The sequence below is a fragment of the Enterobacter sp. T2 genome (assembly GCF_010692925.1).
Lineage (GTDB): Bacteria > Pseudomonadota > Gammaproteobacteria > Enterobacterales > Enterobacteriaceae > Enterobacter > Enterobacter kobei.
Genome location: NZ_CP048736.1, coordinates 172881 through 188985, shown reverse-complemented (window position 1 = coordinate 188985; position 16105 = coordinate 172881). Strand labels below are relative to the sequence as shown.

Annotated in this window: 12 protein-coding genes, 1 tRNA gene and 1 pseudogene; 4 read left to right on the top strand and 10 right to left on the bottom strand. The window is 55.3% G+C overall.

Features of this window, described 5'->3' with window-relative positions; all coding sequences use genetic code 11:
• Positions 1-36: 36 nt before the first annotated feature.
• From dppF to G0034_RS00865, 9 genes are all read right to left on the bottom strand, one after another.
• Positions 37-1050 carry a dipeptide ABC transporter ATP-binding subunit DppF gene (dppF, locus tag G0034_RS00905; RefSeq protein WP_014882060.1) on the bottom strand — a complete coding sequence of 338 codons (1014 nt, stop codon included), beginning with the start codon at positions 1048-1050 and terminating at the stop codon, positions 37-39.
• Positions 1047-2030 (bottom strand): dipeptide ABC transporter ATP-binding protein, encoded by a 984-nt coding sequence (gene dppD / locus G0034_RS00900; RefSeq protein ID WP_014882059.1) that lies wholly within the window; start codon positions 2028-2030, stop codon positions 1047-1049. The genes dppF and dppD overlap by 4 nt, the downstream gene beginning before the upstream one ends.
• Positions 2031-2040: 10 nt before the next feature.
• Positions 2041-2943, bottom strand: coding sequence for a dipeptide ABC transporter permease DppC (gene dppC / locus G0034_RS00895; protein WP_014882058.1), 903 nt, complete (start codon positions 2941-2943; stop codon positions 2041-2043).
• Positions 2944-2952: 9 nt separating this feature from the next.
• A complete protein-coding gene (gene dppB / locus G0034_RS00890) occupies positions 2953-3972 on the bottom strand; it encodes a dipeptide ABC transporter permease DppB (RefSeq protein WP_014882057.1) in 1020 nt (339 codons plus the stop codon).
• 177 nt (positions 3973-4149) lie between these two features.
• Complete coding sequence (gene dppA, locus G0034_RS00885) at positions 4150-5757, bottom strand: dipeptide ABC transporter periplasmic-binding protein DppA (protein ID WP_014882056.1); 1608 nt, start codon at positions 5755-5757, stop codon at positions 4150-4152.
• Between the two features lie 620 nt (positions 5758-6377).
• Positions 6378-6454 (bottom strand) — tRNA-Pro (locus tag G0034_RS00880).
• 91 nt (positions 6455-6545) lie between these two features.
• On the bottom strand, positions 6546-8240 hold the full coding sequence (gene eptB / locus G0034_RS00875) for a kdo(2)-lipid A phosphoethanolamine 7''-transferase (protein ID WP_179120426.1): 1695 nt from the start codon (positions 8238-8240) through the stop codon (positions 6546-6548).
• 236 nt (positions 8241-8476) lie between these two features.
• Positions 8477-9679 carry an L-lactate MFS transporter gene (locus G0034_RS00870; RefSeq protein ID WP_014882054.1) on the bottom strand — a complete coding sequence of 401 codons (1203 nt, stop codon included), beginning with the start codon at positions 9677-9679 and terminating at the stop codon, positions 8477-8479.
• Positions 9680-9917: 238 nt separating this feature from the next.
• A complete protein-coding gene (locus G0034_RS00865) occupies positions 9918-10550 on the bottom strand; it encodes an autotransporter domain-containing protein (protein ID WP_244249357.1) in 633 nt (210 codons plus the stop codon).
• 227 nt (positions 10551-10777) lie between these two features.
• Here G0034_RS00865 and tag point away from each other — a divergent pair, with 227 nt between their 5' ends.
• Together tag and G0034_RS00855 are read left to right on the top strand one after the other, a co-directional pair.
• The gene (tag, locus tag G0034_RS00860) at positions 10778-11359 is read left to right on the top strand and encodes a DNA-3-methyladenine glycosylase I (protein WP_179120425.1); all 582 of its coding nucleotides are present in this window, start codon (positions 10778-10780) and stop codon (positions 11357-11359) included.
• On the top strand, positions 11337-11783 hold the full coding sequence (locus G0034_RS00855; protein WP_032635359.1) for an N-acetyltransferase: 447 nt from the start codon (positions 11337-11339) through the stop codon (positions 11781-11783). The genes tag and G0034_RS00855 overlap by 23 nt, the downstream gene beginning before the upstream one ends.
• Here the strand turns inward: G0034_RS00855 and G0034_RS00850 are convergent.
• Positions 11746-14024: pseudogene (locus G0034_RS00850) on the bottom strand (molybdopterin guanine dinucleotide-containing S/N-oxide reductase). The gene G0034_RS00855 and the pseudogene G0034_RS00850 sit on opposite strands and share 38 nt — an antisense overlap.
• 212 nt (positions 14025-14236) lie before the next feature.
• On the opposite strand from G0034_RS00850, the gene G0034_RS00845 reads away from it, so the two are divergent.
• Together G0034_RS00845 and G0034_RS00840 are read left to right on the top strand one after the other, a co-directional pair.
• Positions 14237-14899 (top strand): OmpA family lipoprotein, encoded by a 663-nt coding sequence (locus G0034_RS00845; protein WP_045134441.1) that lies wholly within the window; start codon positions 14237-14239, stop codon positions 14897-14899.
• Between the two features lie 144 nt (positions 14900-15043).
• On the top strand, positions 15044-16060 hold the full coding sequence (locus G0034_RS00840; protein WP_014882049.1) for a LacI family DNA-binding transcriptional regulator: 1017 nt from the start codon (positions 15044-15046) through the stop codon (positions 16058-16060).
• Positions 16061-16105: the final 45 nt, after the last annotated feature.

Sequence of the window (16105 nt, the reverse complement as noted above, 5' to 3'; positions counted from 1 at the left end):
GACATAAAAAAACCGGCTTAACGCCGGTTTTTTTCTTTATGCATGTGGCTTCTCGCCATTTTCATCCTGATCGACCGCGAAACAGGCGACCAGTTGACCACCATAATCCTTCAGCTGCGGCTGCAGCTGCGTGCAGGGACCAAAACGGCGACTGCAGCGGGCGTTAAATGCACACCCAGGAGGCGGATTCAGCGGGCTTGGCAACTCACCCGTCAGCTTAATACGCTCACGGCGATCGTCCGGGTTGAGACGCGGCGTCGCAGACAGCAGGGCCTGGGTATACGGGTGACGCGGGTTAGTAAAGATCTGGTCTTTGCTCCCCTTCTCCACGCAGCGACCCAGGTACATCACCATCACTTCATCCGCAATGTGTTCGACAACCGACAGATCGTGGGAGATGAACACGTAAGAGAGTCCCAGTTCCTGCTGGAGATCCATCATCAGGTTCAGCACCTGCGCACGCACGGAAACGTCGAGCGCGGAGACGGGCTCATCGGCAATCACCACGTCCGGGTCGAGCATCAGGCCGCGGGCGATGGCGATACGCTGACGCTGGCCGCCGGAGAACATATGCGGGTAGCGGTCATAATGCTCGGTTTTCAGGCCGACCTTCGCCATCATCGCCAGCGCTTTTTCGCGGCGCTGCTCTTTGCTCAGATTACTGTTAATGAGCAGCGGCTCTTCCAGAATCTGTCCCACTTTTTTACGCGGGTTCAGAGAACCGTACGGGTTCTGGAACACAATCTGGATTTTCTGGCGACGCAACTTCTGCGCCTGAGGATCGTGTTTGAGCAGATCCTGCCCCTGATAATAAAGTTCACCGCCGGTCGGGACTTCAATCATCGTCAACAGACGGCCCAGCGTAGATTTACCACAGCCCGACTCCCCAACCACCGCCAGCGTTTTGCCGCGTTCGAGGGTAAAGGAGACGCCGTCCAGCGCTTTCACCAGGCGCTCAGGGGCAAAAATCCCCTTCTTCACCGGGTAGTGTTTTTTCAGGTCGATGGCCTGCAACAGCGGTTGTTGCGTGGTGGCCTGTTGCATACTCATAGTGTTGGCCTCCCGGCATCATCGAGTGGGTAGTGGCATTTCGACTGACGGCCGTCAGCAAGCTGGTTCAGCTCTGGCTCCTTCGCCCGGCATTTGTCCGTCGCATACGGACAGCGCGGGTTAAGCAGACAGCCCTGCGGACGGTCATATTTACCCGGCACCACACCCGGCAGTGACGCCAGGCGCGCTTTATCCTGGGCAAACTCCGGCAGCGCACGCAGCAGAGCCTGCGTATAAGGGTGACGCGGTGCGCGGAAGATATCGTGCGAACTTCCGGTCTCGACGACCTGGCCTGCATACATCACGATGATTTTGTGCGCCGCTTCGGCCACCAGCGCCAGGTCATGCGTAATCAGGACCAGCGCCATATTTTCCTGCTGCTGCAACTCCAGCAGCAGTTCGATGATTTGCGCCTGAATGGTCACGTCCAGCGCCGTCGTCGGTTCATCCGCAATCAGCAGTTTTGGCCGACAGGCAATCGCCATCGCGATCATCACGCGCTGGCTCATCCCGCCAGAGAGCTGGTGCGGGTAGACGTCCAGACGCGATGCCGGGTCAGGAATACCGACCTGATTCAGCAGATCGATCGCGCGCTGGCGACGGGTTTTCTTATTACCGCCCTGATGCACCTTTATCGCTTCCATAATCTGGAAGCCGACGGTGTAACACGGGTTAAGGCTGGTCATCGGGTCCTGGAAAATCATCGCCACTTCCGCGCCCACCAGCTGGCGGCGCTGTTTTTCGGAAATGCGCTTCAGATCCTGACCATTGAATTGCAGGTTTTCCGCCATCACGCGGCCGGGATAATCGATAAGCCCCATAATCGCCAGTGAGCTCACCGACTTACCGGAACCGGATTCCCCGACAATACCCACCACTTCGCCCTGATTTACGCTGTAGCTGATGCGGTCCACGGCGCGAAACTCAGTGCCAACGTCTCCGAAGTGCACCGATAATTGATCTACATTTAATAACGCCATCTCGTGCCTCTTACTGCTTCAGTTTGGGATCAAGCGCATCACGCAGGCCGTCACCCATCAGGTTAAATGCCAGCACCGTCAGCAGGATTGCCAGACCCGGGAAGGTGACAACCCACCAGGCGCTTTGTGCGAACTGCAACACGTCGGAGAGCATCGTGCCCCACTCCGGTGTTGGCGGCTGCGCACCCATGCCCAGGAAGCCAAGAGCGGCCATATCAAGAATGGCGTTTGAGAAACCGAGCGACGCCTGAACAATCAGCGGCGCAAGGCAGTTCGGGAAGATATTGACGAACATCTGGCGCATCGCCCCCGCCCCCGCCACGCGAGACGCAGTGACGTAGTCGCGGTTCACTTCCACCAGCACCGCCGCACGGGTTAAACGCACGTAGTGAGGAAGCGCCACGAAGGTCAACGCCAGCGCGGCGTTACCGATAGACGGACCGAAGATCGCCACCAGCACCAGCGCCAGCAGCAGGCTTGGCAGCGCCAGCATGATGTCGACAACACGCATAATGATGTTATCGACAATGCCGCCGAAGTAACCCGCCACCAGACCAAGCACAATCCCCATAATCAGGGACAGCACCACCACCAGGCAGCCAACCAGCAGCGACAGACGCGCGCCGTACATCAGACGCGAAAGCACATCGCGGCCTACATCATCGGTACCCAGCAGGTGCGCCAGGCTACCGCCATCCTGCCACGCAGGAGGTGCAAGCAGCGCATCGCGGAACTGATCCGCAGGGTTATAAGGTGCGAGGAAGTTCGCAAACACCGCAATCAGGATCATGATTGCGACATACACCAGCCCTACTACCGCACCTTTATTGCGCTTGAAGTAGTGCCAGAACTCCTGCAGCGGTGTCATTGGAACCGGTGCAGCAACCACTTTGTTTTCAGAAACGTGTGACATGATGGCCCCTTACTTCTTATGACGAATACGCGGGTTCACCACGCCGTACAGCAAATCGACCAGCAGGTTGACGAGGATAATCATCGTCGCGACCAGCAGCACCCCGCCCTGCACGACCGGATAGTCACGGCGTTGCAGCGCATCAATCAGCCAGCGTCCGAGGCCGGGCCAGGAGAAGATGGTTTCGGTCAGGATAGCCCCTGCCAGCAGCGTACCCACCTGAAGACCAATAACGGTCACCACCGGCAGCATGGCGTTACGCAGCGCATGTACGATGATGACGCGCATACGGGTTAACCCTTTGGCGCGTGCGGTACGGATGTAATCTTCGCCCAGCACTTCCAGCATGGAGGAACGGGTCATACGCACAATCACCGCCAGAGGGATAGTGCCCAGCACCATGGCTGGCAGGATCATATGCGCGACGGCATCGATGAAGTTCCCCTCTTCACCCCAGATAGCCGTATCAATCAGCATAAAGCCGGTCAACGGATTGGTGTCATCGAGGAAAACCATATCGCTGACGCGCCCGGAGACGGGCGTCAGGTTAAGCTGCACCGAAACCAGCATAATCAGCATCATGCCCCACCAGAAGATAGGCATGGAGTAGCCGGTCAGCGCCAGGCCAACAGCGGTGTGGTCGAAAATTGAGCCACGTTTAACGGCAGCCAGTACCCCAACTGGAATACCCACCGCAGTGGCGAAAATCATGGCGCAGACGCCAAGCTCCAGTGTCGCTTTAAAACGCGGCACGAACTCGTCCCACACCGGAAGACGGCTTTTTAGCGAAATCCCTAAGTCACCGTGCAACACGCCCCAGATATAATGGAGGTACTGCTGCCACATCGGCTTATCGAGGCCGAGTTCAGCCAGAAGCTGCGCATGACGTTCAGGGGAGATACCACGCTCGCCCGCCATAATCATTACCGGGTCGCCGGGGATCATATGGACGAAGGCAAAAGTGAGAAGGGTGATACCGATAAACGTCGGGATAACAAGTCCCAGACGTCGGAGGATGAACTGCAACATAACCCGGATTCTCTCTGATGACGCACGACCAGTGGCGTGACGTCTGTATTGCTCACAAATCTTATTCCCTCTCCTTTCAGAGAGGAAATAAAGCACTGCTGCCGGGTGGCGCTACGCTTACCCGGCCTACATTCCGTAGGCCAGTGCAAGCGCAGCGCCGTCTGGCGTTGCTTTTAATTATTCAACCGATACGTTTTCGAAGTGGTGTTTGCCCAGTGGATCAACCACATAGCCCTTCACTTCTTTACGCACTGGCTCATACACGGTGGAGTGAGCAACAATCAGCGCCGGAGCCTGATCGTGCATAACAACCTGCGCTTGCTTGTACAGCTCAATACGTTTGTTGTGATCGTCGGTCGCACGCGCCGGCTGGATCAGGTCTTCAAACGGCTTGTAGCACCAGCGAGAGTAGTTAGAACCGTCTTTCGCCGCCGCGCAGCTGAACAGGGTAGCGAAGAAGTTGTCCGGATCCCCGTTGTCACCGGTCCAGCCCATCATCACCGCCTGGTGCTCACCCGCTTTGGCGCGCTTCAGGTACTCGCCCCACTCGTAGGTCACGATCTTGGCCTGTACGCCAACTTTCGCCCAGTCAGCCTGAACCATTTCCGCCATACGGCGTGCGTTCGGGTTGTACGGACGCTGTACCGGCATCGCCCACAGCTCAACGGTGAAGCCTTTATCCTGGCCCGCTTCTTTCAGCAGCGCTTTCGCTTTCTCAGGATCGTAGCTGTAGTCTTTAACGTCATCGTTATAGCCCCACATAGTTGGTGGGATCAGGTTCTTGGCTGCAACGCCTGCGCCCTGGTAAACGGCTTTGATGATCGCTTCTTTGTTCACCGCGTAGGTCAGCGCCTGACGCACTTTCACGTCATCAAACGGTTTCTTCTCGGTGTTGAAGGAGAGGTAGCCCACGTTCAGGCCCGCCTGTTCCAGCAGGTTAATGTTCTTATCCTGCTTCATGCGCGCGATGTCAGCCGGGTTCGGGTATGGCATCACCTGGCATTCGTTTTTCTGCAGTTTTGCATAACGCACGGACGCATCAGGCGTGATGGAGAAGACCAGACGGTCGATCTGCGGCTTGGTGCCCCAGTAGCCCGGGAAGGCTTTGTACAGAATACGGGAGTCTTTCTGGTACTGCAGCAGCTGGAACGGGCCGGTACCGATTGGGTTCAGGTCCACTTTCTCAGGCGTGCCGGCTTTCAGCATGTTGTCCGCATACTCTTTAGAGAGAATAGAGGCGAAGTCCATGGCCAGGTCAGCCAGGAATGGCGCTTCCGGACGCGTCAGCACGAACTGCACGGTTTTATCGTCCACTTTTTTCACTTCTGAGATCAGGTCAGGCAGACCCATCCCTTCGAAGTACTCATAGCTGCCGCCCGACACTTTGTGGTACGGGTTCTGGGCATTTTTCTGACGGTCGAAGGAGAACACAACGTCGTCGGCGTTAAAGTCACGCGTTGGTTTAAATTCTTTGCTGTCCTGCCACTTCACGCCCTGACGCAGGTGGAAGGTATAGGTCTTACCGTCTTCGCTGACGTCCCACTTCTCAGCCAGACCCGGAATCACTTCGGTGGTGCCGGTTTTGAATTCAACCAGACGGTTATAGATCGGTACAGAGCTTGCGTCGTACGTCGTGCCAGAGGTAAAGAGCTGTGGGTTAAAGCCTTCCGGCGAGCCTTCAGAACAGTAAACCAGGGTTTTTGCCTGTACGCTTGCTGCCACGGTCATAGCCACCAGGCTCAGACCAAGCTTCAGCATCCCTGACTTCTTCAAGGAAATACTCATTATTCTGCTCCAATGTGATGTTTTGCTTTGTTGTGTTACGCCGCCAGACCTTTATTTATTTTTTACCCGGTCCGGTCGGTGGTGCCCGAAGGCAGTAAAGGGATGGAGAATCCTTTCAGAAGAGCGTTTGAGTTGCAGCGCAGATCGTCCCTGAAATGCCCCTCATGCCCTACAATCTGTCAACAGAATGTGAAAACGTCAATACAGGTGACGGGGATTTACGTGGAGTGTGAGAAACCGCAAACAAAGATTAAAAAAACTATGTATGCCAGTTTTCAGCAGGGAAATTTATGCTACTCGCCATCTTGCAGCACAAATATCTTCATATTTCGCAACAATCAGTGATTAACTTTTATTCAGAATGGGTAAATTTTCTTGCAGAATGGTGATTATCTGAGCACTAAATACCGCGAACGTTAAAACGCACAGCGAAAAATGCTGAGGTTATCCATAAGCAACGCGAAAAAAGATCAATCTATATATAAAAAAATACAATGGATTATGTCACAAAATCGTTAACAGGCAGGGAGAAGCCAGGATAAGGGGCGTTTTGGTGACTCTGGCGGGCTAAGGTCATAATGCAAAAAGGGCTAACCTTGCGGTTAGCCCTTTTCAGAATGTGGTCGGCGAGAGAGGATTCGAACCTCCGACCCACTGGTCCCAAACCAGTTGCGCTACCAAGCTGCGCTACTCGCCGAATGCGGAGCGCATCTTACTGCTGAGGTGCGCCCCCGTCAATCCCTTATTTTCAAAAAGCTATTCAACTGGCGATATTCTCGCCAGAGCCGCTACTGCGCGGCTTTTGCGGTGCTATCAGGCAGTTTACACCAGTTGTTGTTTTCGTTAATTCCACCATTTGGTGAGGTATAGCCGAGACAACCCATAATGGTGTCGTACAGTTCAACGTGGCGACGTGGCACCTTCATCTCCGCCTCTTTTTTCAGATGAGCAAACATTGCGGCTTTGTCAGGGTTTTCCAGATACTTATCCGACATCCACATAATCATCGGCACGCGGATCTGCTCCGGCGGTGCCAGCTTGCGCGGTGTACCGTGCAAATGCTCTTTCTCATTGATGGATTCACCGTGATCTGCCGCATAGATAACAATCGCTTTCTTGTCGCGCAGCTGGTCAATCACGCGGCTCAGGAAGGTATCAACATACAGTACCGAGTTATCGTAGGCATTGATCAGTTCCTGCTTGCTGCAGTCTTTATTAATACCGACGCACTCAGGTTGCCACTTTGCAAAGTCGCGCGTGTAACGTTGGTAATAGCTGTAATGTGACCCTTTTGTATGCAGAATGACGAGATGTTTGCCCTGCGGATGATTCTTCAGAGACTCAGACATCTCCTCAAGGAGCAACATATCGTCGACGTTTTTACCGCGGTTGCGGGGCTCGGCGCCAATCTGCTCACGGTACGCGATGTTATCCGCCAGCGTATTGGTGTAGAACCACATTTCACTTTGCATAGCGAAGAGATCGGAGCTAAAACCAAGCTGCTTCAGCACAGCAAACACGTTTTGCTCTTTCAGCGTGCGTTGTGGGTTATCACTCGCACCGCCTTCACGCACAAACATACAGCGCAATGAGAGCTTCGTCGCGGTATCGCAAGAGTAGCCGCGATAGGCCACCAGGTTCTTTTCCTGAGCCAGTTTTGGTGTGGTATCACGGTCGTAACCGAGAATACCCATATGATCCCAGCGTGTTGTTTCACCGATAACAAACACGACGTAAGTATCATCCAGTCCATCAGCAGGTGCCTGATAGGTGAATTTTTTTGTCGGGTTAATCAGCGATTTCACATCACTCGATTCGTCCGCCTGTGCCCAGGCATAAAGACCTAATGCCGAGAGCCAGTTAGACGGCAGATACGAGTTAGCCACTACACCGCCATAACTTGGCATATCAACGCCCGTCGCTTTTTCAATTCGTTTTTGCTGTTTTTCCATTAAGCGAATAGGCGCCCATACCAGCAGTCCGGCCAGTAAAACGACAACGATATTGCGTACCCGCTGTCCGCGCGTACGCAACTGGCGTAATAAGGTATAGCGGCAGGTATTACTCCAGATAAAGAAGAGCGGGATCAGGCAGGTTAACACCGTCCAGACGATAAAGCCTTTACCGACCACCTCTTTTGAAAGATCGATATCCGTGGTCATCACCGACGCCACGATACCGTACCCGATGACGACGTTCATGAACGTCATGTAATAGCTTGCAGCGGCGGAGATAATCACCACCAGCGAGGCCAGAATTTGCCAGGTACGTCGGCCAAAAAGTGAGAGCAGGCGTAACAGGAAGAAGGTTGCCAGAACGGAACCAAACACTTCAATCGCGGCAAAAATTCCATTTCTTACGGTGAGGTGTTCAAAATAACCTTCCACTCTTCTGAACAGCACCGCGCCATTCAGAAACAAACCGATATAGACAGCCAGCATCAGACACAATCGTTGCTGGGTAAGAGACCTAATATATTTCATGCAAACAACCCTGGGGGAAGGGGTATAAAGACCCGCCGAATCTCATCGAGAAAGCAGACAGAGTAAGTTGGTGCGAGAGAAACCGTTATCAGAAAGGTCCACAAGCGCGATAAGTAGACCACAGCGGGAAAGAAAAGTGGCAGCAGAGAATGTGATCGATGAAGATTTTTACAAAATAACAAGTCCGAAGGCAATGCAGAGATAAAAAAGAGGCCCTGCGGCCTCTCTTCATTAAATCAGGCATGCGCTTCTTTATAGACTTCACGCTGCGGCTGACGAATCGTCGTGGACAGTGCCAGCGAAATAATCAGCAAAGCAAATATCACGCAGAAGGTCACGTAGAACCCGCCGAACAGCGAGGCAATCAGCGAGCCGCAGATACTGCCGATCCCAAAGCCGAGATAGATAACCCCGTAGTTTTTCGCCAGGTTATTCAGCCCAAAGAACTCGCTTACCAGCGACGGGAAGACGGTAATGGTGCCGCCAAAGTTAAAGGCCACGCAGGCAATTGCTGCAAAGAATGTCGCTTCATTCAGCGGGGCGAACAGTAACGCCGCCATCCCCACCAGAGAGACCACCTGCCCTATCGTAATGACGCGGATACGGGCAATCTTGTCGGACAAGATCCCCAGCACCAGGCGACCAGACAGGTTAGCGATGGAAATAACCGTCACCGCATTCGCCGCGGTTGCCGCATCCAGTTTCACCATTCCCTGGGCGATATCTTTCGCCACGCCAATGACGTACAGACCACTCATGCAGGCCGTCAGGAACATCACCGCCAGCATCCAGTACTGCGGTTTACGCATGGACTGCGCCAGCGTAAAGTCGTTCTCCACCACGCCGTTAACGGATTTCACTTCCTGCTGCGGGGCATCTTTCATCAGCGTGGCACCGAACAGAATCATCACCAGCACGATGGCACCCCAGATCATGAAGGTCTTTTCGAGGCCAACGGACGCCAGCAGATGGGCATCAATAAACTTAAAGCCGAGGCTGCCCAGGCCATAAGAACCAATGGCAAAGGCGGAGATTAACCCCTTACGCTCCGGGAACCACTTCACGCAGTTCGACAGCGTCAGCAGATAGCCCGCACCGTCTGCCAGGCCCACCAGGACGCCAGCACTCAGCCACAGCATCATCAGGTTGCTGGAATGCGCCGTCAGGAAGAAGCCCAGACCGAGCAAAATGCCGGACGCCATGGTCACGCGCTTCACGCCAAAACGCTCCTGCAGCTTGCCCGCGACGGAAGACGAGATCGCCAGTCCCAGGCTCAGCAGACCAAAAGAAAACGCCACCTGGCTGACCGGTGCGCCAAGTTTGTCGGAAAGCGCACTGTTAAACAGACTCCAGGTATAGACCGATCCCAGCGCGAACTGGGTGACGATGGTGCCAAAGAGCGTGAGCCAGCGCGTACGGTTATAAGTTGATGTGTTCATGGCCGTTGTCCTGCAACAGAAATTAGAAGAATTCGCTAAGGACAACGATAAACAAAACCCTATCGGTGATGGGGTAAAACGGCATGAAATGCAGGAGGAACGGAATGAAATGCCTGGAATCGGGAATGAATGACCTTGTCGGGGAACAAAGCGACAGCAGGTTAGTACCTGCTATCGCTGTAAAGCCCGTGGTTATTGTTTCCGAGATGTTATCACTACGTTTAAAAAAGTAACAACATTAAAAATTCGCACTCACCCCCAGAGTATAGAGAAACTCTTCACCGGTCGTGGTGCGTTCCCCCTGAGCCAGCGACGCATACGCCGCCATGTGCGTATTAAAAGGCATATCCGTTCCAACAGTGACATCCATCCAGCTACCGTTTTGAGCAGGGGCCGGCGTTTGCGGCATGCCAAACTGCGATTTCCACTGGTTTTCACCAAACTGCTGGTTATAGCTCACCTGCGCCCAGGGACGAAGATCGCCGTACTGAGTATTTACGCGCCAGCCTAGCGTGCTCACGCTGGCATGCCAGAGCGGATCGGCGAGCGTCTGCGTCGTCGCGCTATCGCCAAACTCATTGATCATCATCGGCGTCGAGCCGTCATACCGCCAGGACATCACCGGACCGGTGGTTATCCGCGCTGAAACCGGAAAATTCCAGCCCAGGCTCATCGCCGCGTCCGTGGTGGCGCCTGAAGGTACAGCCAGGGCAAGCCCAGGCAAATTTTGCGAAGACTGAATACGCTCAGCAAGAATATCTTCATAACGCGGTTGGTGATCCGCGTCCCATGTATAGCGTTCCGCCGTATTATTTTGGGCGTCTGAAACGATATATTCCTGTTGCCAGGCAGACGCTGTATGACAAAACAACAGGCAGGCTGAAATCCCCACCAGGCCAGAAACAGCATGGCGACCACTGATTTTTTTATCATCATCAAAGCGACCCCAGAGAGAGCCGAATTCGGCGATATTTGTCGTTATTCAGGAAGCGTTTAGCGGGCATATGGCCCTGTATTAACTATTGTCTTTATACCAGGCACGTCAAGACAGACGGAATGAAAATTTTGCGAAATCAGCATCAGTAAGGGAGATAACGGATGGAACGTTGCGGTTGGGTAAGCCAGGATCAGCTTTATATCGACTATCACGATCGGGAATGGGGCGTGCCGGAGACGGAGGGCAGAAAACTCTTTGAGATGATCTGCCTTGAGGGACAGCAGGCGGGATTGTCATGGATAACGGTACTGAAGAAACGTGAAAACTACCGCAACGCCTTCCACCAGTTCGACCCCGTCGCCGTCGCCGCCATGACCGATGAAGACGTAGAACGCCTGGTGCAGGATGCTGGCATCATCCGCCATCGCGGTAAGATCCAGGCCATCATCGGCAATTCCCGCGCTTACCTGGCGATGGAGCAAAACGGCGAGCCCTTCTCTGAGTTTGTCTGGTCGTTTGTGAATAACACGCCGCAGCTCACTCAGGCCACCTCGCTGGCGGAGATCCCGGCCTCCACGCCGGAGTCGGACGCGCTCTCTAAGGCCCTCAAAAAGCGCGGCTTTAAGTTTGTCGGCTCCACCATCTGCTACGCCTTTATGCAGGCCTGTGGCCTGGTCAATGACCATGTTACCGGCTGCTTCTGTCATCCGGGGAGGCAACATGATCCGCAAGTGGCAAAGTGACAATGCCGATCCGCTCCTGAGCCTGTGGCTTGAAAGCACCACCGAAGCGCACCCGTTCATCAGCGCAAGCTACTGGAAGGAGAACGAAGCCATGGTGCGGGAGGTCTACCTCCCTGCAGCGGAAACCTGGGTGTGGGAAGAGGACGGTACGCTGCGTGGTTTTATTAGCATTATAAAGTCGCAGTTTGTGGGGGCGCTGTTCGTCAGGCCAACGTATATCGGGCAAGGTATTGGAGGCGCGCTGCTGAACCATGTTCAACAGCGCTTCCCGCATTTAAGCCTGGAGGTCTATCAGAAAAACGTCCGGGCGGTGAATTTCTATCATGCACAGGGCTTTCGCATCGAAGACAGCGCCTGGCAGGACGATACCCAGCACCCGACCTGGATTATGAGCTGGCAGGCGGATCAAACGCCGTTAAGGTAAGCTCAGGCCCCTGGTATTTCTCGACCCAGGCCAGCGCCGTATTCCCTGCACAACCGTTCCCCAGCTTCGAGCTGGGGAGATCTTTGGTCAGCACGTTAACCGCCCCGTTTTTACAGATCCCCCCTCGGCAGGCTCAAGATCGGGCCATGCGCCCTGGTGAATACAGATCACGCCCGGTTTAATCCCGTCGCTGACCACCGCCCCTGCCAGCACCTGACCACGATGATTCCAGACGCGCACCACATCGCCGTCCGCAATCCCGCGGGCTTTAGCGTCATGGGTATTCAGCGTGATCGGCTCTCGCCCGGCGACCGCATACTGCTCGCGCAGTGAGGAGTAGTTAAGCTGGCTGTGCAGACGATGTGCGGGATGAGCAGATAACACCTGCAGCTGCTCCGGCTGGGCGTTGCCGTGCCACTCGTCCGGCTCCAGCCAGGAAGGGTGTGGCGGGCAATCGGCATAGCCAAAGCTGGCGATGCGCTCGCTGTAGATCACAATCTTGCCGCTCTCGGTTTTCAGCGGATGGTTCTCCGGGTCGCGGCGGAAATCAGCGAAACGGACGAACTGCGCGTTCTGTTCGCTTTCCGGCATTTCGATCAACTGGTTCGCTTCCCAGAACGCAGAAAATGGCGGCAGCGTTACGCCCTGCGCTGCGCCGCGCTGCCCGGCGATCTGGTAAAACGTCTCCAGCCATTGCAGATCCGTTTTCCCTTCGGTAAAACGTTCACGACCGCCCGCTTCCCACCGCTCGCTCAGTTCAGCAAACACGTCAAAATCATCACGTGCTTCATCGCGCGGCGCCACAACGCGCTTCATCGGTACCATATGCTGGTTGCTGTAATCGCCGGTCATGGTGAGATCGTTACGCTCAAACGACGTGGTCGCCGGCAGCACAATATCCGCATGTTTGGCCGAAGCGGTCCAGAAGCACTCGGAAATCACCACCAGCTCCGGCTTTTGCCAGGCGCGGATCAGGCGATTGGTATCCTGATGGTGCGTGAAGTTCGCCCCGCCCGCCCACCAGATAAATTTAATATCCGGGAAATGGCGGTCCAGACCGTTGTGCTGATAAAAACCGCCCGGGTTTTCCAGGGCTTCAATGATTCGCGCCACCGGGATTTTATCCACGGCATCCACGCCGCCCGCCACCGAACCTTGCAGAGAAGCCAGCACCGCCGCTTTGCGCGTTGGGTTTCCGCCGTTGGCAAAATGATAGGAGAGACCAAAACCGCCGCCCGGCGTACCGATCTGCCCGAGCATGGCGGCAAGCGTGACCAGCATCCAGTGCTTCTGCTCGCCAAACTGCTGGCGCTGCATCCCCCAGCCGGACATTAACATCGTGGTGTTGTCATGGAATAACGCGGCCAGTTCGCGAATTTTGTCAGCAGAAACACCACAAATTCCTGCCGCCCATTCTGTGGTTTTAGCCACCCCGTCGGATTGCCCCGTGAGATAGTCGGCAAATTGGTCAAAGCCGGAGGTGCAGCGGGTGAGGAAGTCACTGTCGTGCCAGTCGTTCTCCAGCAGCGTATGGGCGATACCCAGCATCATTGCCACGTCGGTGCCCATATACGGCGCAATCCACTCGGCTCTGTCGCCGAAGAAATCCATGGTTTCAGAGCGCATCGGGTCAATGCAGATGATGCGCTTGCCGCTTTTGCGCAGCACGTCGAAATAGCCAATACCCTGCTCGTCACTGGCATTCCAGGCAATTTTCAACGTGTTAAGCGGGTTGGCACTCCAGAGCACCACCACATCGGTATGCGCCAGCACCAGCGGCCAGCTGGTCTGCTGCTGGTAAACTTCGTTGCCGCCGACCACGTACGGCATGATCGCCTGCGCAGCGCCAGTGGAATAATCTCCCAGATGTCCGGTATAACCGCCCGCCAGACTCATGTAACGCTGCAGCAGCGTCGACGCCTTATGCAGCACGCCGTTTGAACGCCAGCCGTAAGATCCGGCAAAAATGGACGATGGGCCGTAACGTTCGCGGATGCGCTTATGCTGGGCGTGGATCAACGCCAGCGCGTCATCCCAGCTCACGCGAACAAACTCATCCTGGCCGCGAATACCCTGCGGTTTGTCCGGCGAAGCCAGAAAACCTTTACGCACCATCGGCCAGCGCACGCGCGTTTTGCTATGCACCTGATCGCGAACGACGGTCTGTAAAGAGTTGGGATGTTGTGTTGGCAGTGCCCCGCGGGACGACAAAACATTTTCGCCATCGGTTTCGACCAGCATCGGCCCCCAGTGGGCGGCGGTCAGAATGGTTTTCGTTGAGGTGCTCAAGCGTGCGCTCCTGGTTGCGTGCAGGTTTTACGGCCTTCTTGCTGAGGCCGTTTATGGTTTGTCACAAATTTCAGAGTTATACCCGGAATTTTCTCCGTATCTGGACGTCATAATCAACTGCCACGCACGCCGTGGCAAAGAATAAAAAGGATTAAGGAAAGAAGATGAAAAAACGCGTACTCGTTATTGCCGCTCTGGTGAGCGGTGCACTGGCTATTTCTGGCTGCACAACCAACCCTTACACCGGTGAGCGCGAAGCGGGTAAATCCGGCATCGGCGCAGGTATCGGCTCGCTGGTCGGCGCAGGCGTTGGAGCACTCTCCTCCTCCAAAAAAGACCGCGGTAAAGGCGCGCTGATTGGCGCAGCGGCGGGGGCAGCACTGGGCGGCGGCGTCGGTTATTACATGGACGTGCAGGAAGCAAAACTGCGTGACAAAATGAAGGGAACCGGCGTAAGCGTGACGCGCAGCGGCGATAACATCATTCTGAACATGCCGAATAACGTGACCTTTGACAGCAGCAGCGCAACGCTGAAACCAGCGGGTGCGAACACGCTGACCGGCGTGGCGATGGTGCTGAAAGAGTACAACAAGACCGCCGTGAACGTGATTGGCTACACCGACAGCACCGGCAGCCAGGATCTGAACATGCGTCTGTCACAGCAGCGCGCGGATTCCGTTGCCAGCTCGCTGATCGCCCAGGGTGTGGAAGCGAACCGCATCCGCACCAGCGGCATGGGCCCTGCCAACCCTATCGCCAGCAACAGCACGGCGGAAGGTAAAGCGCAGAACCGTCGCGTAGAGATTACGTTGAGTCCAATTCAGTAATCGCATTTCTCCCTCTCCCGTGGGAGAGGGTTGGGGTGAGGGCACCAGACCGCACCCCAGGTAAGCGCAGCGCCACCGGGCAAATTACTTGATTCGTCCGATTTTCCCGTTAAGGTATTCTCACTAAATTCAGGGAAATCAGCGATGAGCAAACCAGCCCGGGCCACCATCAGCGACGTGGCGAAAGCCGCCAGAACCGGTAAAACCAGCATTTCGCGCTACCTTAACGGCGAGAAACATCTATTGTCCGATGCATTGCTGGCGCGTATTGAACAGGCTATTGCCGATCTCGACTACCGCCCCAGCCTGATGGCCCGCGGGCTCAAACGTGGCCGCACCCGCCTTATCGGACTTATCATCGCGGATATCACTAACCCCTACTCTGTAAACGTGCTCAGCGGTATCGAAGCCGCCTGCCGCGAAAAAGGTTTTACGCCTCTGGTCTGTAATACCAACAATGAGGTCGACCAGGAGTTGCACTATCTCGATCTGCTGCGCAGCTACCAGGTGGAAGGGATTGTGGTCAACGCGGTGGGCATGCGTGAAGAGGGGCTGAACCGTCTGCAGCAATCCTCCCTGCCCATGGTCCTCATCGACCGTAAAATCCCGGAATTCGCCTGCGATGTGGTCGGGCTGGATAACACCCAGGCTGCCACGACCGCGACCGAGCATCTGATTGAACAAGGTTTCGAGGCGATTCTCTTTCTGAGCGAACCGCTGGGCATGGTAAATACCCGACGCGATCGGCTGGCTGCATTTCGTGCCACGCTGGCGCGTTATCCCGGCGTGATCGCCGAAAATGCCGAAACGCCGCTTCACGAAGCCGATCAGCTCGACAATACCCTACGCCAGTTCCACACGCGCCATCGCGGGATGCGCAAAGCCGTTATCTCCGCCAACGGGGCACTAACCCTGCAGGTTGCCCGCTCACTCAAGCGTATTGGCCTGCACTGGGGCAGCGATATCGGTCTGCTGGGGTTTGATGAACTGGAGTGGGCGGAGCTGGCTGGCGTCGGCATTACCACCCTCAAACAGCCCACCTGGCAGATTGGCTATGCTGCTGTAGAACAAGTGGTTCGTCGTATTGAAGGCACCAGTGAGGCCGTACGCGAGCAGGTCTTCTCCGGCGAGCTGATCGTCCGCGGCTCCACCGCACGTTAATTTCCCCTTGTGATAGCGATCATAAATTCGACATCCTGAGCTTTT